Genomic DNA, 19412 nt, shown 5'->3' with positions numbered 1-19412 from the left:
CAAACTAATGACGACCCAATCCGAACATACACTGGCTACACCTGCGAACGGTAAGGAATCTCTTGCTGTAGAAACGGTTCGTTTGGCAAACTTGATTAGTGGCAAAGCTCCATATGACGGTTCCTTTAGCCAGCGCATTCCTGGTTTGTCCGTGAGCCGTTTTTCTCGAGCAAATGAGGACGATGTGAAAACTTTCGACTTGCCCTCCATGTTAATTGTTGCACAAGGGGCTAAGACCGTGACAGTAAGGCATGAGGTCTATCGATTCCATCAATCGCAAATCCTGTTGCTCCCTGTTGCGCTGCCGATTGCTTTGAAGGTCACACACGCTAGCCATTTCGAACCTTACCTAAGTGTGAAACTGGTTCTTGACCCGCAGAAAATTGCGGAATTGGCCCTCAGAATATATCCTCAGGGTGTACCTGCCGCAACGAAATGGAACGGGGGTTACATTCTTAACGCCGATGTAGGGATGATTAACGCTGCAGCCAGACTTGTGGAATGTGTGACCAATGCCAGTGATGCTGAATTACTCGGCCCCCTTGTTATGGATGAGATTTTGATCCGCGTCCTGCGCAGCCCTATTGGAGCTCGGATCGCCGAACTTGGTTATGCAGGCTCTGAAGCGCATTCAGTTACGAAAGCAATTGCGTGGCTTCGCAATAATTTCACCCTTCAAATGAAAGTTGCGGAATTGGCTGAAATGGTACATATGAGTGAATCCACTTTTCGCGTGCACTTTAAGTCCCTTACTTCCATGAGTCCATTACAATACCAAAAAGCACTTCGTCTGCATGAAGCGAGACGATTAATGGTATCCGAATCTATGGATGCGACTACAGCATGCTATTTAGTAGGCTACGCTAGTCCCTCGCAATTTAGTAGAGATTACAGCCGCCTTTTTGGAAGTCCGCCCAAAAGAGACGTTGCAGGATTACGCCAAGAAGTGACTATGGATTCGAATCTTTCGTTGAAATAGGCAAAAAGTGAAGCAGAATAGGCAATCATCGGGAAAGGAAGTGTTCTAAAATAACCTTGTAACCACGAATTCGATTTCGTTTTAATCACTTCGTCGGTTCAAGTAGATCTGATAATTAGTGGGGGGTTCTTTATGCGCGTTTTTGTAACTGGAGCGACTGGTTTTATAGGCTCTGCCGTAGTAAGTGAATTATTAAGAGCAGGGCACGAAGTCATTGGTCTGGCTCGCTCGGCCGAAGCGGCCGATTCTCTCCTTAAAGTCGGAGCATCTGTACACCGTGGTTCTTTGGATGATCTCGAAAGTCTTAGAAGCGGTGCGAAAGTATCGGATGGTGTCATTCATACCGCCTTCAACCACGACTTTTCTAACATGGCGGCTGCTGGATTCACGGACCAACGCGCCGTTCAGACTTTCGGAGAAGCGCTTGCCGGTTCTGACCGCCCTTTGGTTGTTACTTCCGTGATTGGTCATCTAACACCTGGTCGAATTGGCACAGAGGAAGATGTTCCTGATGTCAACACAGCAGGCAAGCACCGTATCCCTTCTGAAGAGGAGGCTCTTTCCTTGGCTGCTAAAGGCGTGCGTGTATCCGTGTTGAGGCTCCCGCCTTCGGTACATGGCGATGGTGACCGTGGCGGTTTTGTCCCGGCATTAATTCATGCCGCTCGGCGTACAGGCGCCTCAGCCTATGTCGGCGAAGGTTCAAACCACTGGTCCGCTGTGCACCGACTGGATGCTGCACGACTTTTCCGACTGGCACTCGAAGCTGCTCCAGCAGGCTCCAAACTGCATGCAATCGGCGAGGAAGGTGTGTCTATTCGCAAGATCGCAGCAAATATCGGCCGCCGCCTCGATTTGCCTGTGATCAGCAAGTCGATGGAAGCTGCTCCTGGTCACTTTGGTTGGCTGGCGCATTTCGCTTCGCAGAACATTCAGGCTTCGAGTAAGTTGACCCAAGAACTGCTCGGGTGGAAGCCTGAGCATGCAGATCTTCTGAGTGATCTGGAAGGGGATTATTATTTTAAGAGCTGATGAAGAACGACATATATTTATAGAAGGATGGGGCATCATGCTGATTTCTTATGAAAATTGACCGCTTGCTGGCAATGACAGTGCTGCTTTTAAATCGCGGGCGTGTTAGTGCCAAAGAATTGGCTGACCGTTTTGAAGTTTCGACGAAGACGATTTATCGGGATATGGAGACCTTGAATCAATCGGGCATTCCGATTGTGGCCCATCAGGGCATCTCCGGCGGATTTGAAATCATGGAACCCTACACCATGGCTCGGCAATTCCTAACGCTCAGTGAAATTGAAGCGATCGTCGCGGCGGTAAAAGGGATACATACAGCCGTGGATGACCGTATGTTTGGCACTCTACTGGATAAGGTAAAGGCGCTGCTCAGTCGGGTAGATCGCCTTCAAATGGAGCAGCAGGGAACGGGAATTGTTTTCGATTTCAATCCGTGGGGGCAAGGACCTGCTGCGCGGGAGAAAGTGAACTGCCTGAGACAGGCGATTGAGCATACAAGCAAGGTTAGCTTCAAATACTTGAACATGAACGGTACGGAGAGTGAGAGAATCGTTGAGCCTGCAGCTTTAATTTTAAAAGGATACCTATGGTATTTGCAGGCTTTTTGCACGCTTCGAAGTGAATTTCGAGTGTTTCGATTATCTCGCATCCAGGAGCTGCGGGTGCTGGAGCAATCCTTTGTAAGAAAACAAGCTCCTTCGCTGGAGGGCTACGCCTGGGAGTCGGATTGGTCGAATACGAATTTGCAAGAGATGACATTTCTGTTCGATTCGAAAGTTCGGCACCGCGTTGGGGACTCCTTCGATCCGGAGCTAGTTACAAGACAAGAGGATGGTTCTTTACAGGTAAAAGGAACCTTCACCGAAGATGAATGGCTGTACGGCATGCTGCTTAGTTACGGTGAACATGTCAGAGTCGAGGAACCGCTCCACATAGCCGAAGAAATGGTAAATCGGGCACGAAAAATTATGGAGCGTTATAAGAAACTGGACAGATAGGTGTCCACTTTCTCCCTGTATACTGATGATAAATACAAGGAGATGAGGACGAATCTATGCAAACATTTATCACGGAGCAACCAGCAATAACACTAACAGGTGTACATGTACGAACAACAAACGCGGACGAAGCGGGTCCGAATCGGCGGCTGCCACAGCTGTGGGAAACGTACTTTCAAAGCCAAATCACGTCGCAAACCTCGACAATCAATTCCCATTTGATTTATGCGCTCTACACGGAGTATGAAAGTGATGCCGCAGGCGCGTACACCACTCTGATTGGGCACGAAGCAACCGGCGATAAATCGCAAAATGAGGACAAGTTCCATACCGCTCAAGTACCAGCGAGCAAATACTTAGTATTTACGGCTGAAAAGGGCCCTGTCTATGAAGTGGTCGCGCAGGCGTGGGGAACCATTTGGGCTTATTTTAAGGAATCAGGAGAAGTAAGAACATTTACCGGGGATTACGAGCTGTATGACACCAGAAATTGGGATCCCGCTGAGACGCAGATACAGATTTTTATAGCAATTAAGTAGGTAAATATAGGCTGCCTCATAAGTAGATTCTTGAGGGCTCCAAATCTGAGCATGACGAAGAAGTCGTAGTGAAATAACTGGATAATCTCCCTCTAAATGACTCGGAAGAGGACCACGTAAGTAATATAAAAGAAAAAACTCCCGTTAATTTGACCGGATTCAGAGAATTCTCATGAAATCGGCGCAAAGAGCGGGAGTTTTTCCTGTTAAATGGATCTGACAAGTTTCTGCAGTCCATTTAGAGGGAGCTTTTCCCTTATTTTGACATAGAAGTAACATCATCAAAGATTGTATTGACATAAATTAGGAGCCGAATATATACTAGGTTTAGTTAGTTTTTACGTCGGACAAACAAAACGCTGCAAGGAGGTTGCCATGGCCAAAACGGGTAACTTGGAGATGATCAAGAAGGTGAACCGCTCTCTTGTTCTAAGACTCATTCGCGAAGATGAACCTATCACACGTGCTCAAATTGCTCAAAAATTGCATCTAAGCCGTTCGACAGTTTCCTTGATCGTAGATGAATTGATCCATAAAAAATTTGTTAAAGAATTAGGTTTAAGCAGCTCGACAAGCGAAGGCGGGCGCCGGGGGATGAAGCTAGGGTTTAACACCAAGTCGGCATATGGGATCGGCGTCGATATTGGTGGCAGCAAAACGCTCATTCTGATTTCGGATTTAGACGGAAATGTAGTTTTCAAAGAGACCCATCCGATTCCAAAACAATTTTCGGTCTTGATTGAACTTATTCAAACCTGTATAGAAAGATCTCCTCTAGAGTCGAGCGAGATTATCGGCATGGGCGTGAGTCTTCCGGGTACAATTGACATAGAGAATGGCATCCTAATGAACGATGCACCTGCTCTGGGGTATAAAAATGTAAATTTGAGACAGGAGCTTCAGCCTCATTTTACATTCCCGTTGTTTTTCAACAACGATGTGAATTGCACAGCTCTTGGGGAAAAATGGCTAGGGTCCGGAGGCAATGCAAGCCATATCGTATTTATCGCCATCGGTACTGGACTAGGCAGCGCGATTATCGCCAACGGTGAATTAATTACCGGGCATCGATATGCCGCCGGAGAAATCGGATATTTTGTCACCCCGGAAGAAGTAAGAAACAATATCGTCAATGATGCTGAAAAATTCGGCTTGTTGGAAAATAAAATTTCCGGCACGGCGCTTGCCCAGAGCGGATACTCGCCAGAAGAACTATTTCAATTATCTTTATCCGGCGATCAGCGAGCCAGTGCCATTGTGGATGAGTTTATCATTCATTTATCAACCGCCATCTCCAATATTGTTAGCCTGATGAATCCCGAGAAAGTGATTATTGGAGGAGAGATTTCCGAATTGCTCGGACCTTTCTTAGATCTTATTAAGAAGAAAGTTGCCAATTCAACTCCCATTGAAACGAAGATAGAGTTAGCTCTGCTCGGGGGAAATGCCGGAGCCATTGGTGCGATTACATACGCTTTTGAACAAATTCAAGAAAATGAATGATCCGAAGTTAGGAATAACGTTATGTAAGCGGTATCAATTCGCGGTATTTCGAAAAAAGTAAGCAATTAAAACCGATCCTAACGATGATAGAACCTGCTCTGCTCGGCGGAATGCCGACGCCATCGGCGTGATTACTTACATTTTTCATCAAATACATGAAAAATGAGTGAAGGAGGCAAGGCATATGAACAAATCTGTCGTTCTAGTGTTGGCCACTACATTGAGTTTCGGATCACTAGCAGCATGCTCAACCAAGGGGAGTCAAACAGACAACAAAGATGTAACGTTGAAAGCCATTTTTATGAAGCAGGCGGGGTACAGTGAAGAAACGACGCAGCAGGCTACTGACGAGTTCATGAAAGCAAATCCAACGATTAAGGTAGAGCCTATCTTTGTGCCTTATGAGGCGTTGGAACAGAAAATCATCACAGGCGGGGGCAGCTATGACGTTGTATTGATTGATGCTCCTTGGACTGCAAAATTCGCCAAAGCCGGCATTATTATGGACGTTACAGATAAGCTGCCGGACAGCGATCGGAAGGAAATTTTTCAGGGTGCGCTCGATGCGGTATCTTACAACAACAAATTGTATGGCATGCCGTGGCTGAACGATACGAAGTATCTCTTCTATAACAAAGAAATGCTGCAGCAAGCAGGTATTGCCGCTCCGCCGAAAACATGGGATGAACTGATTGCCGACGCGAAGATTTTGAAAGACAAGAAAATTGTGGATTTTCCAATTGCTTGGTCGTGGAAGCAAGCCGAGGCGCTGGTATGCGATGTGACGTCGATCACGGAGTCCTTCGGCGGTCATTTGGTCACGGATGGCAAGCCTACCGTCAATAGTCCCGCCAATGTGGAAGCTATTAATTTCATGGTTCAATCGCTTAAGTCGGGACTTTCCAATCCAAGTTCGCTCGAATTTTTGGAAGAAGACGTGAGAGGTGCTTTCTCCAGCGGTAAAGCGGCGTTTGCGCTTAACTGGACGTATATGTATGACATGGCGAATAATGATTCGAAGGAATCCCAAGTTGTAGGAAAAGTGGGAATTGCACTAAGCCCCGGCACATCCAAAATGGCAAGCGCAACAGTGAACGGTGGAATGGGACTCGCGATTCCGAAAGGAAGCAAGAATGCGGATGCAGCGTGGAAATATATTCAGTTCTTGGCGGCAAAGGATTTTCAGAAGAAATATGCGAAAGATGCCCTCCCGATATGGAAGTCGCTTTTTGACGATCAAGCCGTAATCGCAACCAATCCAGATCTTGTGAATTTATCGAAAACGCAGTACGGCTATTTGGTTAACCGCGCGGTTGTTCCATGGTACGGCGAGTTTTCCACCGAATTGCAGGTCGCGATAAGCAAAGCGTTGAACGGTTCCGTTACCGTGCAAGCGGCGTTGGATGCCTTACAGCAAAAAGCGATAAAAATCTCCGAAAGCAAATAAGGAAGAGTAAGGGAAGGGAAGCCTCATGCGAAGAATGAGTGATAGCGCCTATGCCTGGTTTAACATCACTCCGGCTATCTTGGTGGTATTCGGAATCGTCCTTTTTCCATTGATCTATACGTTTATATTAAGTTTGTATAGCATGTCGCTTACCGTAGAATCGATGGGGGATTTTGTAGGGCTGCAAAATTATATAAATGCTCTAACGGATTCGACGTTCTGGGCTTCCACAGGAAGAACGGCCTACTTCTCCTTTGTATCGATCAGCATAGAAATCGTGCTCGGTTTGATGATTGCTTTGTTAGTAAACGAGAAGATTAAAGGTATGGCCATTCTGCGCTCAATCATCATTCTGCCGTGGGCAGTGCCGACGATTGTGAACGGCGCCATGTGGAAATGGATTTATCACCCGGAGTACGGAGCCTTGAACGCTTTCTTGACCCAATTGCATATCATCCCGCATTACCAATCATGGCTCAGCAAACCGTGGCTCGCGATGAACATGGTGATTGTGTCCGACGTATGGAAGATGACTCCGCTTGTCGTCATCTTCCTGTTGGCCTCGCTGCAGATGACCAATAAATCGGTGTACGAAGCTGCAAGTGTTGACGGCGCAAACATGATACGGAGATTTTTCATACTGACGCTTCCTCATTTGAAGCCGATGATTTTGGTGATTATCGTCATGAGAACGATGGAAACTTTCAAAGTGTTTGATCTTGTCTATGCATTGACGATGGGAGGACCTTCTGATGGAACAAAGGTACTCACTTATCAAGCCTACGTGAAAGCATTCAACAACTTGCAATTCTCGCAAGGGGCTACGATTTCATTCCTGATCGCCATCATGATAGGACTGATGACCCTTGTTTATGTCAAAACATTAAAGGCAGAGGGAGAATCGGCATGAAAAGCAGCAAAACATTCAGAGTTATTCAGTACGTGTTCGGCGTTTTGGTAGCTTTTTGTACGCTCGCCCCCTTTGTCTGGTTGCTGATTTCCAGCATATCCTTTCAAAAAGACTTGACAGCTGTGCCGTTAAAATGGGTTACGAAAGATATAACGTTTCAAAGGTATATAGACATCTTTGCCAATGAAGGGAATAACATGGCGTACGCATTTCGTATTTCCATGTACAACAGCCTTATAGTCGCCCTGTGCACAATGATCATCGCACTGTTAATTGGCGGTTTGGCCGCCCACGCTTTTGCGAGATATACATTTAAATTTAAACAAAAGATGCTGTATATGTTTTTATTCACCTATATGATTCCATCGGTCGTCATCGTTATTCCACTGTTTACCATGCTCCAGAAGTCGGGAATGATTGACTCAAGATGGTCATTAATTTTCCTTGATTTAACTTTTATCATCCCGTATGTGATTTGGATCATGCAAAGTTATTTTAAGTTTTTATCTGCAGATTATTATGAAGCCGCTTATATGGACGGTTGCAGCCGATTTCAAACACTGAGGCTTATTATTCTCCCCATCGTGCGCCCAGGCGTGATGGCAACGGGAATCTTCGCCTTTCTTCTCGCCTGGGACGAATTTTTCTTCTCATTATTATTCACTTCTAGTCTTAACTCCAAAACAGTCCCTGTCGCGATCGCAGAATTCAGCGGAAAAAACGCAGTCGATTTTGGTATGGTAGCAACTGGCGGTGTGCTTGCCTGTTTGCCGCCTCTCATTATCACAATCGCATTCCAAAAATATCTCGTTACCGGAATGACTTCAGGCGGGGTAAAGGAATAAATACTTTTCCGCAGGAAAGAAGGTGATAAAGAAAGTTCATCCACGTTGTCAACCAGCTAGAATACTTCCTTTGTACATTAACCACTCGTAATTTCCAAGCCTGCATGCAAAGCTCATGAAAGGTAGTCTGTCTGTGTTGCATTGGATACAAAACGTATCGATTCGGTTTTTGGCAATCAAGGAACTTTTAATTTAATTGGGAGGGATAAGGGGATGCATGTCAGCAGATCATTCACAAAAAATCTGTGTCTAATGATGGCTTTGTTGATGTCGATCACCAGCTTAGCTTTTACAAACAGTACACCGGCGAATGCAGAGTCGACGAATTCCAACGATACGAACACAGTGGGTAAAGCGATTTCTCTGAATAATGTGTACGCATTGAGCAGCAATTGGAAGATTCAGTCGTCGGCAATTGCAACGCAAGATGGGGCAGCAGTTTCAGCCAGCAGCTATAATACAACCGGTTGGTTTAAAACGACAGTTCCCAATACGGTTTTGGGAGCTTTGATTCAAGCGGGCAATGTTCCCGATCCGTATATTGGCGACGGCATAGCCAAAATCGATGAAAGCAGATTTACAGTTCCTTGGTGGTATCGTACGGAGTTTACTTTGCCTGCCTCTGAACAGGGTAAGAGAATATTAGTGAATTTTCAAGGAATCGCTTATACAGGTGATATCTGGGTTAACGGACATCAAATTGCTAAAACATCTGATATTGTTGGTTCTTTCCGAACTTACGAATTGGATATTACGGATTATATCATCAGTGACGGCGTCACCAAAAATACGATTGCTGTCAGTGTATCCAGGTCGGATTATGGAAAAGACTTTTCACTCTATTGGGTGGATTGGGTTCCAAGACCACCGGATAACAACATGGGGATATGGCGCGACGTATTCATTACGACTAGCGATGTTGTTAAGACACGCAATCCGTTTGTAACGTCCAAGGTGGAAAATGATCTTTCTGCCGCACATCTCAATGCCTACGTGGAAGTTAGCAATAATAGTGGTGCTTCCGTTTCAGGCATCATGGAAGCGACCATTAAAGACCCTTCCAATACCGTATTGGCAGTGGTATCTCAGCCTCTAACCGTGAACGCGGGAGCCAAGGATCAGGAAGTCGCGTTTACATCGAATAAATTTAACGAACTCAATATTAGTAAACCTCAGTTATGGTGGCCAAAGGATATGGGCGGACAGCCGATGTACACCATTGAATTCAAATTTACAGCAAATAATAAAGTTAGCGACTCCATTACTCAAAGATTTGGTATTCGTGAAATCAACACGGAGATGAATGTATCTCCTTCCGTAAGAACAAATCCGCCTCTTAAGGATATGGTGCAGTTCTACGTGAATCACAAACCTGTCCTTATCAAGGCAGGAGGCTATTCTCCGACCGACCTGTTCCTTCGCCGCAATTCGGATACAAATCGTGCGGTTGTTCAGTACCTGCAAGATATGGGCATGAACGCCATCCGGGATGAGGGGATGTTCTTCGACGACAGCTTGTTGGATCTTTTGGACGCAAACGGTATTATGTACATGACCGGATGGGTCTGCTGCAGCAAGTGGCAGCAACCGGCTCAATATACCGATGCGGATATTGCCGTTGCGAGCGCGTCTTTAAATTCGCAGCTTCGCATCGCAAGAGTCCATCCAAGTATGATCGCGTGGATGAACGGCAGTGACGATCCGGCGTCTTTAAGCAGTACGGGTCGTGGAAAGGAAGTTGAGCAGAAGTATCTGGATATTGAACACCAGATGCACTGGGATGAGTATGGAGCCATCATCTCCAGCGGTTCTGCGAAGGTAGCGACGTTGACGGGAACGGTTGGCGGCATGCATATGGACGCTACGTATGACTATGCGCCTCCGGCGATGTATTTTGAGGATATGAACGACGGCGGTGCATTCGGTTTCACTTCCGAAGCAGGGCCTGGTCCAAGCATTCCGGTAATCGAAACGATGAAGAAAATCTTGCCGGCTAATGCCTTGTGGCCTTACAATGTGGGCGGAGATAATTTTCAACAATGGAATTATCACAATGCCAGAAGCAATTTCAGGGATCTTTCGAATTTCAACCGGGCTATGGATAACCACTACGGTCAATCGAACAGTCTGGAAGAGTACAATATCAAGGCTCAAGTTCAACAATATGATGCACAGCGTGCACAGTATGAAGCGGTGAATGCTAACAAATATACCAAGGCGTCGGGTTGGGTTCAGTGGATGCTCAACAATGCTTGGCCTAGTTTTTATTGGAATCTTTTCGATTACTATATGAACCCGAACGGCTCCTATTTCGGTGCGAAGATCGCCAACGAACCGCTCCACATCATGTACGACTATGCGTCCAAACAAGTCAAAATCATTAACAGCACGCAAAATAATTACAACAGTTTAAATGCGAAGATACAGATTTATAATACCGACAGCAGCAAAGTGTATGAAAAAGAGTTCAATAACCTGGCCGTGACTCCGGATGGAGCAAGTGCGGCTGTGGGGGGCGTACCGAAGCAAATCGGTTACCAGACGATTAATTTCCAAGGAAAAATTAACAATGCTTACGGTATCACAGTAGTTGACGGTATTGATGAAGGGTCGATTGCTGTAACGCCGACTTATTTCCTTAGATTGGAATTAAGAGACGCCAATAACAAGCTTGTAAGTGTCAATTCTTATGCGCAAACTACGAAAAAAGATTTGGTCCGCTACGCGAACCATGGCTGGAACTACACGCCGCAAAATCAATATGCAGACTTTACACAACTGCAGAAGCTGAAGCCGGTTGACCTGCAAATTGTCGGTACTCCTAAGGCGGTAACTCAAGGACAAGAGCAAACTCTTACCTATACGGTTAAAAACAATGGTAACTCCATAGCCTATGCCGTATTCGCTAAGATCAGGAAAGGCGTTTATGGCGACCTGATCGCTCCGGTTAGAATGGAAGACAATTATTTCCTATTGCTTCCAGGAGAAGAGAGAACCCTTACGGCCAAGTACAATTTGTCCGATTTGGGTAATGCGAACCCTTACGTTGAAGTCAACAGTTATAATAACTTAACAACGAAGCAAAATCCGACGCCTACTTCGGCTAATCTTGCCCGTGGAAAATCGGCAACAGCGTCAACGACACAAGGTTCAAACAATGCAAGCAATGCTTTAGACAACACGGTATATACCAAATGGCAGAGCTCTACGAATACCGGCACCGGTGCTGATCCGCAATGGTACAAAGTTGATTTCGGAACACCGACTAAATTCAGCAGAGCGATCGTCAGATGGGATTATGCAAACTATGCGCAGAATATGACGATTGAAGTATCTGACGACAACACCAACTGGCAGACTGTATACACAGGGAAGAACAGCAACGGTTCCGCTATGAGTGATCTACAGTTTGCACCTGTTACCAAGCGGTATATCAGGCTGACGATGTCCGGGAAACGTCCGGCAGGTCCTCAAATAGGTTCAGGAGGCACAGGTCAAGGGGTTACTGGATTAGGCGCTACAGCTGCATCAACCAGTTTCAATATTGCCGAGTTTGAAGTATATGACCAATCGAGCGATCGCCTTACTCCGTTCTTGGGAGGAACCGGTACGGTGAATGCTGGCGATGAGTTTAGCTTGATCTATGGATTGTCAAACGTGAAGAATGGGATTTTTGCCCAAGATGTGACGATATCTTATAATCCGGCTCAAGTTGAATTTGTCAAAGCGGAATCCTTACTGAAGGATAAATTTACAATAGTGGATTTCAAAAATAATACGGAGCTAGGTAAAGTTCGAATTATTGGGGCTAGTTTGGGAAGCGATAATATGGTAATAAACGGCGGCGAGGTAATCAAGCTGAACTGGAAGGCTAAGCAGAATGCTTCCGGACCTGTAACCTTGGAGCTGTCTAAAGTTGTTCTTGGTGATAATGTGGGGGATGAAACAACACCGGCATTAGAATCAGAAGCTTCCCACGTCGTTATTGTGAACCCGGCGGACAGAACCGTACTCTCCTTCAAAATTAGCGAAGCTAAAACCACATATAATCAGGCAGTTGAAGGCGGAGATTACGGCCAGTATCCGGCAGGAACGAAGGCAGTCCTGTTAGCCGCTATTACGAGCGCGGAAGCTGTGTTAAACAATGGGGCAGCCACCCAAAATCAAATAGCTCAAGCAGTAACCGATTTAAATGCGGCGTTGGCAGCGTTCAAAGCTCAAATCATAATTCTTGAGAAAGAGGCGCTCTCCGCTATCATTAACACGGCTCAGAGCTCACACGACTCCGCCGTTGAAGGCACCAAAGCCGGTCAATATCCAGCAGGATCGAAAGCAACTCTGTTAGCGGCAATTGCCAGCGCAAGAACCGTTTACAATAATGCAGGGGCTACTCAGGCTCAAGTCGATCAGGCAACAAATGATTTAAGAGTGGCGCTGGCAGCGTTCAATGCTTTGGTCATTAAACCTACCCCTGGAGATATGAACGGGGATGGAAAAGTGAGCATTGGTGACTTGGCTGTTATCGCAAGCAACTACGGTAGATCGTCCACCGATCCGGATTGGGATCTTTACAAATTTGCGGATCTCAATGGGGACGGCAAGATTGACATTGTCGACTTAGCGATTATTGCAAGTAAGATACTTGAAATCGAATAAGGATTAAGAGGGGGGCTGAAAAGCCTTCCTCTTTTTATTTTTGTGCATGCATGTGAGGAAAGATTGCCAATGGGATCAAGTGGAATTATTGGTGAATGATGTTACATTCCCAAATATTGAAAAGGAGGAAGCTGTCACATAAGTAGATTCTTGATGGTACCAAATCCGAAGGAAGATAACTGGAAAATCTCCCTCTAAATTGCTCGAAAGATGACCTCGCAAGGAATTTATAAGGAAAAACTCCCGTTAATTGGACCGGATTTTGTGAATTCTCACGAAATCGGTGCAAATAGTGGGAGTTTTTCCTGTTATATAGGACTGGCAGGCTTCTGCGGCCAAATTAGAGGGAATTTTCCCCTTATTTTGACCATAGAAACTTTACCTGTGTCCGATAAGTCAAAGAAATGACAGGGGATAGCCTCTTTGTCTTCTGTATAGAACCGTTACCCGATGACTGTAAGTTCCTTCGGGAACGACGTCAGCACCTCGAAGCCGCTGTCCGTGACGAGCACATCGTCCTCGATCCTCACACCGCCGACGCCCGGCACGTAGATGCCTGGCTCGATCGTAAAGACCATGCCGCTGCGCAGCAGCTCCTGGTTATTGCCGTGCACGGATGGATATTCGTGTACATCCATGCCAAGCCCATGCCCAAGCCGGTGCATGAAATACGTCCCGTAGCCGACGTCGGTGATGTGCTTGCGCGCCGCGTGGTCCAGGCTGGCCAGCGTAGCGCCGGGGCGAGTCGCTTCAATGGCGTGCAGGTTCGCCTGCAGCACTGTCTGATAAATTTTCGCCTGCTCTTCCGAAATATCGCCTACCGCGAACGTTCGCGTAATATCCGATGCATATCCGTCTGCATAGACACCGAGGTCGAACAAGAGCAGCTCTCCTTCGCGGACGGCACGTGAGCCCGGGACGCCATGCGGCAGCGCAGATTTCTCGCCTGCCAGCACCATCGTCGAGAAGGATGGTCCGCTCGCACCGAGCTTCTTCATCTGGTACTCCAGCTCCGCCACAAGCTCAATCTCCGTAACGCCAGGCTTCACTTGCGCGATGCCGATGCTCAGTACATCCTCGATGATCCGCACCGCATGCTTCATGCGCATCACTTCGTCCGGAGTCTTAATGACTCGCATCTCGCGCAGCGGTTCGTCGATATCCGCATAAACGGTTGCACGGACCGCTTGGCTAATTGCCTCGAACCGGCTAACAGTCATGTAGTCCTTCTCCAGTCCCAGCGTTCGGACGCCCGCAGGCATAAGCTTGCTGAGAACTTCGTATGGGTTATCGGTGTCCGTATGGGCATGGATATCCTTCACGGACGATGCGCCTTGCGCCGCTTCAAGGTCCAGAGCCGGTACGATTAGCAGCGGTTCGGCTCCGCGCGGAATCAGCAGACCAAGAAAACGCTCATGCGGGTCGCTTGCAAACCCGGTCAAATAATACACATGCTTCGGCATCGTAATCAGTACGGCGTCGATCGCCTGCCGATCCATATATGCAACTAGCTGTTCTATACGAGTATTCATTAAATCAATCAACCATCCTTTCGCCGTTTACGGATAATAAGTAAATCGCATCATAACCATTATCGGTAAATGAGTGACTTTAATGCCACTGAGCGTGAATTTTACATAATGGACCCATTATAATGTTAGTAAGTATCGGGTGACAAGAAGATTATCTCATTAAGCGTTGCGGAAACCGAGGGACGGGCAGTATCGCGGAATAATTATGTGATTGTAATTGTTGAATTATGGAACTTCGTGGTGCCGACCGGATGGACTGGCATTTCAGCGAGATTGCGACATTTGCGGTTGTGAAATATGACTCGCAAAGTAATAACGTCTATTCCGAACTGGTTACTGCCGCTAGGGGAGTACCGTTAATACATAAAGGACCGGCAGGTCCTTTATGCGTGTCTATCGTACATATCGTGCCTATGTATCCATCGAGATACGGTCCCACTCCTCATTGTCGCAGCCGACCATCCAGAACAATCCCCTGCGTCTCTCCATCACGATGCTCTCATTCATGCCAGAGGGGGCATCCTGTCCTTGGATGCGACTGTTGACGCACGCCCAATGAAGACGGTAGGTTTTATCCGCTTCATCCAGAATTTCTTCCCGGCTTCGCATGGTGGTCTGCCGATAAAATTCATCGAACGATTCGCATCTTGAGAGGGCCTCAATAGCAAAGTTGCAGTCGCACGTATGATCGGGGAAATCAAGAGTATCCACCAGCTGCAGTGCCCAGATCAGAGGCCAGTAAGCTTCATACTGCCAAGCAATATTAATGGCCACTTGTGGCGTCGGTTCCTCCGCTTCCAACAGGCGGCGTTCATTCACGGTCAGCTGGTTTTCTACGCCGAATTTGCGGAGCATGTTCATCACAAAATCCTTCGAAGCGGCTAGATCACCGCCTTGGGCGACATCGCAAGCGTATTGGATTACGATTAGAAGAGCAACAGCTCTCTTTGCAATCTCTTCTTGAGACTTCCACAGGCACTTCGCTGCGGGCAGGAGCTGCGGCAATGTGTCCAGATGTGGAATACCGCGTTCCCGGATATAATCGATGGACGCCCACTTCCTTCGCTCGCCATCTTCGGACGCCGCCGCCGCCGGCCCTAACACTTTATTTGTGCTGGCTCGTGGGCGGAAGTCGGCTGGACCTGATGTCCCGTCTGGGTGCACAATGACTTGCCCGTCATAATCAAGTAACGTTCCGTCCTGTAAAAAGCCTATCCCTTCGATTCTGGACATCAGTGCCATGCCCAGTCGCATCTGCTCTTCGCCAAGCTCTTTCTCCGCTTCCAGCGTAATCAACGTATTGAATACGGAGATTTGCGTTAGGACAAGCCCCTTTCGATTCTCGTCGGCAAAAGGTATGCGATTGTAAAAGCCTATCATCCCAGGAATATTTGTTTCGAAATAATCGGGATCCGCCGTCTCGTTGGAGACCCGAATCGTCGTCTTCCGCTTATAGAATAGCGAACCAGTTTTAACAACATAATTATTGCCGTTTTTCTCAATAGTATGGTTTTTCGCATACAGGTCTGCGATGATATCGCTGATATCGTCAATATTGTTTCTGGATGCAAAGATAGTAAAATACTTCAAGTTCTAACCTCCTTTGGGCTACATAAATAGACTACTAGTCTCCCTAAGCGGCTGTCAAATTCTTGCTTGGCATGCAATTTAGTCGTTACTAAAATCATGTTCAATTGAATTGTGTCAATATAGGTTCCGCATACGAATGGGCAGAATAGTTCAATGAAGATAGGTCAAAAATATGCCAGTTTCGTGGTAATATATGTATAATTAATGATGAGTTTTGGTGGTGTTAATAAATGGAGCAAATAAAGAAGAAATTGGAACTGCTCATGGAAGAAATGGGGTTTAAGCAAGCTAAAAGTAAGCATTCCCTCGAAAACGTTTGTTGAGTAATGACCTTTATGGGCAAGTACTGATGCAACCTGCTCATTATCTTTGAAGGGAAAGGTCAATAAAGAATAAATTTACTGAAAGTATTACTCGGTTTTATGCCATGCTTGATTGCCTTAATAACTATAGGAATAACAGTTATTTATCAATTAAGTCAATAAAAAGGAGGTAAGAAATGGAGTTCAAATATGAATTATGCGGAGCTGGTTGGGCTGATGGATTAATCGAAATAAATACCAATACTGAATATTTCTCAGCAAGCTTCCTATCGGATGCACTATACGATATGTTGAAAGCACTAATTTCACTCTTACCTGAATTGGTTCCATTCCCTGTGAAAAGTGCTTAATTCAAAATGCATGAGGAGCCAGGCGGGACGGTTTGGACATTAAATAAAGTAGATGCAAGTCATCTAAACATTAACATTGATTCATTTGAAGATTTGGTTCGAAGGAAGAAACTAATTCAAAATTTTAATGAGAGGTGTACTATATCGGAGTTTGTAAAAGCAGTTGTAGCTTCACTGGATTTACTTTTACAACGACATGGAGTGGATGGTTATAAAGCAAAGTGGATTAATTATGACTTCCCGAAAAAGGAGTAGGCAAACGATGCCCTTTACCTTCGCGCACCCGGCTTATGCTTTTCCCGTAAAATTCATCAGCACTCGATGGTTCAGTTTAACTGGCCTCGTGCTGGGGAGCATGGCCCCTGATTTTGAATATTTTCTAGCTTTGGAACCGTATCAGAAGATAGGCCACTCGTTTGCGGGATTTTTCATCCAGGGGATCCCGTTAAGTTTGTTGTTTGCATATCTTTTTCACACTTTTGTTAGGGAATCGCTCGTCCTTCACCTGCCGTCTCTCTTAGACATCAATCGTAGAGGGTACAGCCTTGTATCCTCTTGGGGTCTACAAACGCTTCGCGACTGGTTAGTCTTCATTTTATCTGTTTTCATCGGCTTTCTCTCACACATAGCGCTGGATGCATTCACGCATGAGAGCGGTTATATGGTTCGGCATCTTATCATCTTGCAGTCTATTGTTGTTTGGAACCTACCGGTCTATAAAATATTGCAGCATACTCTGTCGATGATAGGAATAATGTATGTAGTTGGCGTCATTGGACTGGCGCTTTACAAGACAGTACCCCATAGAAAAATGCTTCCAGCAATTACATACAAACAAAAGCTGTATTTTTGGAGTTTTGCCTTGATGGGCGCTGTCTTCATTACAGCGTGCAAGTTAATATTTACCTCAAGTGGCAATATCATCGGAATCTTGGTCGTAGCACCAATTTCCGGTTTCTGTTTAGGAGTACTTCTGATATCCTTATTCTTGAACACAAAGAGGCATCGGACAAAATAGTTGTCGACACAATAGTTTGGCGATAAGCAACAAAACGCTTCAGTATTTTTAAATAATAAGTGGTGAAAACAATGAAGAAGATTTCTTTAGTTTTTCTGATATCAATAAGTCTATTTATCATTTATCAATTTCAAAAACCCGTTCTTACAGAAGATATTGCTATTATCAAAGCAAAAGAATATATTCAAGTCATCAACAAAAAAATGAACGTAGATATAGATACGCAGAAATCAGCTGAATATTGTGTGCTTACGAAAGATACTGTTTGGAACAAAATCATAGGAAATACGCAATGGTCTGTTATGATTGATGGTTATTCAGTAGATATTCAGGCTAATACAGGAGAATTTGTCCGGGTGATAGGACCCTTGGATGGAGTCATTTCGGAACTCCCGAAATAAGATTATTTTATGTTGTAGAAGAGTACATCGTGTATAATTATATCGAAAAGATTGGTGAATTTCTGTTAGATGGTTTTCAAGGATAGTAGGGCAGAATCGTAAGTAATCAATGTAAATAAAGGGGATATAAATGAACGAAGAGGAAGTTAAGCAACGTATTAAAGATTACCAGCAGTTAGAAGGAGTGCATCCTCTTACTTGCGGAAACAACAGTAAACACGAGAAATTATACCCTAAGGTGCTTGAACAAGGGTTGGTACTTCTTTGCCCAAATTGCAATTACACTCAGACATACATTCCTGATCTCTTTTTCGATGATGGTTTTTATGAGTGGCTGCGGGGCATGAAAAGCTTAATTTAAGTGGAAAACGGCAATAATTTTGAAAAGGATATTTACTGTAACGTCACAAGCCTGATTGTGTTGTAAAATACAGCAGGCTTTTTTAGCCGACTCTTGAAGAAGTGCATGGTGGTGGTATAACGGCAACTGCTCTTTGAAAAAGTCTCGATAAGCCATATACTTAGCAATAGTTATTCTTTTACAGAGGTGAAATTCAAATGGAAGTCGATGATTCAAAACAAATCATATTACAAGTCGGCGCTGCCCTAAAAAAATTTAGAAAAGAAAAAAATATGAGCCTAGAAGAGTTAGCGGAGTTAACTGGTGTAAGTAAACTCACGCTTGGAAATATTGAGCGTGGCGAAACAAATCCAACGATAGCTATTTTATGGAAAATTTCAAAAGGCGTATCTTTACCGTTAATGGCCTTGTTCAAATCAGAAGATCCTGTATGTCTTTACCGAGCAGGCGAGGGGTTGCGGTTTACTAGCGATCAAAAGAATTGGGTTGTTGAACCAATCTTTAAAAACGCAACTTACGATATTGAAATGTGTCGTGCTTATTTGCAACCAAATAGCTCGTATCACCCTGAAGGTCATCATCTGAATTCAACTGAAATTGCGACAGTCATGACAGGTGCAATTGAAATTCAAGTTAATGGAGAGGTCTACCTATTGAATCAATATGATTCGATCAGTTTCCGTGCAGATAGTCCACATTCCTATACTAATCATACGGATAGCGAAGCTGTGCTTCATATTTCATTAAAATATGGAATGTAAAATTCGAATAAATTACTGGATTATTCTTCAAAATACAACTAAGAAGTCCATGTTACATGGAATTTTCTTTGTTGTTTTTTTGTTTTTAGAAAAGTAAATATTTGAAGATTACGCACTATCGTTGGTACTTTATTATATACTTATTGCAAAATAAAATATATTATACT

Annotated in this window: 16 protein-coding genes; 14 read left to right on the top strand and 2 right to left on the bottom strand. The window is 45.1% G+C overall.

What is annotated here, in order from left to right; translation table 11 throughout:
• Window positions 1–7: 7 nt before the first annotated feature.
• The 9 genes from GC097_RS01535 (at window position 8) to GC097_RS01495 (ending at window position 12909) form a co-directional block, all read left to right on the top strand.
• Window positions 8–979 (top strand): AraC family transcriptional regulator, encoded by a 972-nt coding sequence (locus GC097_RS01535; protein ID WP_171681580.1) that lies wholly within the window; start codon window positions 8–10, stop codon window positions 977–979.
• A gap of 132 nt (window positions 980–1111) precedes the next feature.
• Window positions 1112–2011 (top strand): SDR family oxidoreductase, encoded by a 900-nt coding sequence (locus tag GC097_RS01530; RefSeq protein WP_171681579.1) that lies wholly within the window; start codon window positions 1112–1114, stop codon window positions 2009–2011.
• A 50-nt stretch (window positions 2012–2061) separates the two neighbouring features.
• Entirely contained in the window at window positions 2062–3009 is a 948-nt protein-coding gene (locus tag GC097_RS01525; protein ID WP_171681578.1) for a helix-turn-helix transcriptional regulator, read from the top strand.
• 56 nt (window positions 3010–3065) lie between these two features.
• Window positions 3066–3548: a GyrI-like domain-containing protein gene (locus GC097_RS01520; protein WP_171681577.1), complete on the top strand. Its 483-nt coding sequence runs from the start codon at window positions 3066–3068 to the stop codon at window positions 3546–3548.
• Between the two features lie 375 nt (window positions 3549–3923).
• Entirely contained in the window at window positions 3924–5051 is a 1128-nt protein-coding gene (locus tag GC097_RS01515; RefSeq protein ID WP_171681576.1) for an ROK family transcriptional regulator, read from the top strand.
• A gap of 184 nt (window positions 5052–5235) precedes the next feature.
• Window positions 5236–6498, top strand: a complete 1263-nt coding sequence (locus GC097_RS01510; RefSeq protein ID WP_171681575.1) for an extracellular solute-binding protein — start codon at window positions 5236–5238, stop codon at window positions 6496–6498.
• Between the two features lie 25 nt (window positions 6499–6523).
• Complete coding sequence (locus GC097_RS01505) at window positions 6524–7408, top strand: carbohydrate ABC transporter permease (protein ID WP_171681574.1); 885 nt, start codon at window positions 6524–6526, stop codon at window positions 7406–7408.
• Complete coding sequence (locus GC097_RS01500; RefSeq protein ID WP_171681573.1) at window positions 7405–8253, top strand: carbohydrate ABC transporter permease; 849 nt, start codon at window positions 7405–7407, stop codon at window positions 8251–8253. Before GC097_RS01505 ends, GC097_RS01500 begins: the two co-directional genes overlap by 4 nt.
• Window positions 8254–8505: 252 nt before the next feature.
• Window positions 8506–12909 carry a glycosyl hydrolase 2 galactose-binding domain-containing protein gene (locus GC097_RS01495; RefSeq protein WP_171681572.1) on the top strand — a complete coding sequence of 1468 codons (4404 nt, stop codon included), beginning with the start codon at window positions 8506–8508 and terminating at the stop codon, window positions 12907–12909.
• A 443-nt stretch (window positions 12910–13352) separates the two neighbouring features.
• Here GC097_RS01495 and GC097_RS01490 read toward each other — a convergent pair whose 3' ends face one another.
• On the bottom strand, window positions 13353–14441 hold the full coding sequence (locus tag GC097_RS01490; protein WP_171681571.1) for a M24 family metallopeptidase: 1089 nt from the start codon (window positions 14439–14441) through the stop codon (window positions 13353–13355).
• A gap of 411 nt (window positions 14442–14852) precedes the next feature.
• On the bottom strand, window positions 14853–16031 hold the full coding sequence (locus tag GC097_RS01485; protein WP_171681570.1) for a DUF4272 domain-containing protein: 1179 nt from the start codon (window positions 16029–16031) through the stop codon (window positions 14853–14855).
• A gap of 499 nt (window positions 16032–16530) precedes the next feature.
• Between GC097_RS01485 and GC097_RS01480 the strand changes: the two genes are divergently transcribed.
• From GC097_RS01480 to GC097_RS01460, 5 genes are all read left to right on the top strand, one after another.
• On the top strand, window positions 16531–16704 hold the full coding sequence (locus GC097_RS01480) for a hypothetical protein (RefSeq protein ID WP_171681569.1): 174 nt from the start codon (window positions 16531–16533) through the stop codon (window positions 16702–16704).
• Between the two features lie 262 nt (window positions 16705–16966).
• On the top strand, window positions 16967–17722 hold the full coding sequence (locus GC097_RS01475; protein ID WP_171681568.1) for a DUF4184 family protein: 756 nt from the start codon (window positions 16967–16969) through the stop codon (window positions 17720–17722).
• Window positions 17723–17793: 71 nt separating this feature from the next.
• Window positions 17794–18123 (top strand): hypothetical protein, encoded by a 330-nt coding sequence (locus GC097_RS01470; protein ID WP_171681567.1) that lies wholly within the window; start codon window positions 17794–17796, stop codon window positions 18121–18123.
• A gap of 130 nt (window positions 18124–18253) precedes the next feature.
• Window positions 18254–18484, top strand: a complete 231-nt coding sequence (locus tag GC097_RS01465; RefSeq protein ID WP_171681566.1) for a hypothetical protein — start codon at window positions 18254–18256, stop codon at window positions 18482–18484.
• Between the two features lie 197 nt (window positions 18485–18681).
• Window positions 18682–19245: a helix-turn-helix domain-containing protein gene (locus GC097_RS01460; RefSeq protein WP_171681565.1), complete on the top strand. Its 564-nt coding sequence runs from the start codon at window positions 18682–18684 to the stop codon at window positions 19243–19245.
• The last annotated feature ends 167 nt before the right edge of the window (window positions 19246–19412 follow it).

It is taken from the genome of Paenibacillus planticolens (genome assembly GCF_013141725.1).
GTDB lineage: Bacteria > Bacillota > Bacilli > Paenibacillales > NBRC-103111 > Paenibacillus_E > Paenibacillus_E planticolens.
This window is presented reverse-complemented; position numbering and strand designations above follow the sequence as displayed.

Bases quoted from the DNA above. Each gene is read 5' to 3' on its own strand.
- GC097_RS01515 (WP_171681576.1), top strand. From the start codon at position 3,924: ATGGCCAAAACGGGTAACTTGGAGATGATCAAGAAGGTGAACCGCTCT.
- GC097_RS01520 (WP_171681577.1), top strand. From the start codon at position 3,066: ATGCAAACATTTATCACGGAGCAACCAGCAATAACACTAACAGGTGTA.
- GC097_RS01510 (WP_171681575.1), top strand. From the start codon at position 5,236: ATGAACAAATCTGTCGTTCTAGTGTTGGCCACTACATTGAGTTTCGGA.
- GC097_RS01480 (WP_171681569.1), top strand. From the start codon at position 16,531: ATGGAGTTCAAATATGAATTATGCGGAGCTGGTTGGGCTGATGGATTA.
- GC097_RS01475 (WP_171681568.1), top strand. From the start codon at position 16,967: ATGCCCTTTACCTTCGCGCACCCGGCTTATGCTTTTCCCGTAAAATTC.
- GC097_RS01535 (WP_171681580.1), top strand. From the start codon at position 8: ATGACGACCCAATCCGAACATACACTGGCTACACCTGCGAACGGTAAG.
- GC097_RS01470 (WP_171681567.1), top strand. From the start codon at position 17,794: ATGAAGAAGATTTCTTTAGTTTTTCTGATATCAATAAGTCTATTTATC.
- GC097_RS01525 (WP_171681578.1), top strand. From the start codon at position 2,062: ATGAAAATTGACCGCTTGCTGGCAATGACAGTGCTGCTTTTAAATCGC.
- GC097_RS01490 (WP_171681571.1), bottom strand. From the start codon at position 14,441: ATGAATACTCGTATAGAACAGCTAGTTGCATATATGGATCGGCAGGCG.
- GC097_RS01460 (WP_171681565.1), top strand. From the start codon at position 18,682: ATGGAAGTCGATGATTCAAAACAAATCATATTACAAGTCGGCGCTGCC.
- GC097_RS01505 (WP_171681574.1), top strand. From the start codon at position 6,524: ATGCGAAGAATGAGTGATAGCGCCTATGCCTGGTTTAACATCACTCCG.
- GC097_RS01530 (WP_171681579.1), top strand. From the start codon at position 1,112: ATGCGCGTTTTTGTAACTGGAGCGACTGGTTTTATAGGCTCTGCCGTA.
- GC097_RS01495 (WP_171681572.1), top strand. From the start codon at position 8,506: ATGATGGCTTTGTTGATGTCGATCACCAGCTTAGCTTTTACAAACAGT.
- GC097_RS01465 (WP_171681566.1), top strand. From the start codon at position 18,254: ATGAACGAAGAGGAAGTTAAGCAACGTATTAAAGATTACCAGCAGTTA.
- GC097_RS01500 (WP_171681573.1), top strand. From the start codon at position 7,405: ATGAAAAGCAGCAAAACATTCAGAGTTATTCAGTACGTGTTCGGCGTT.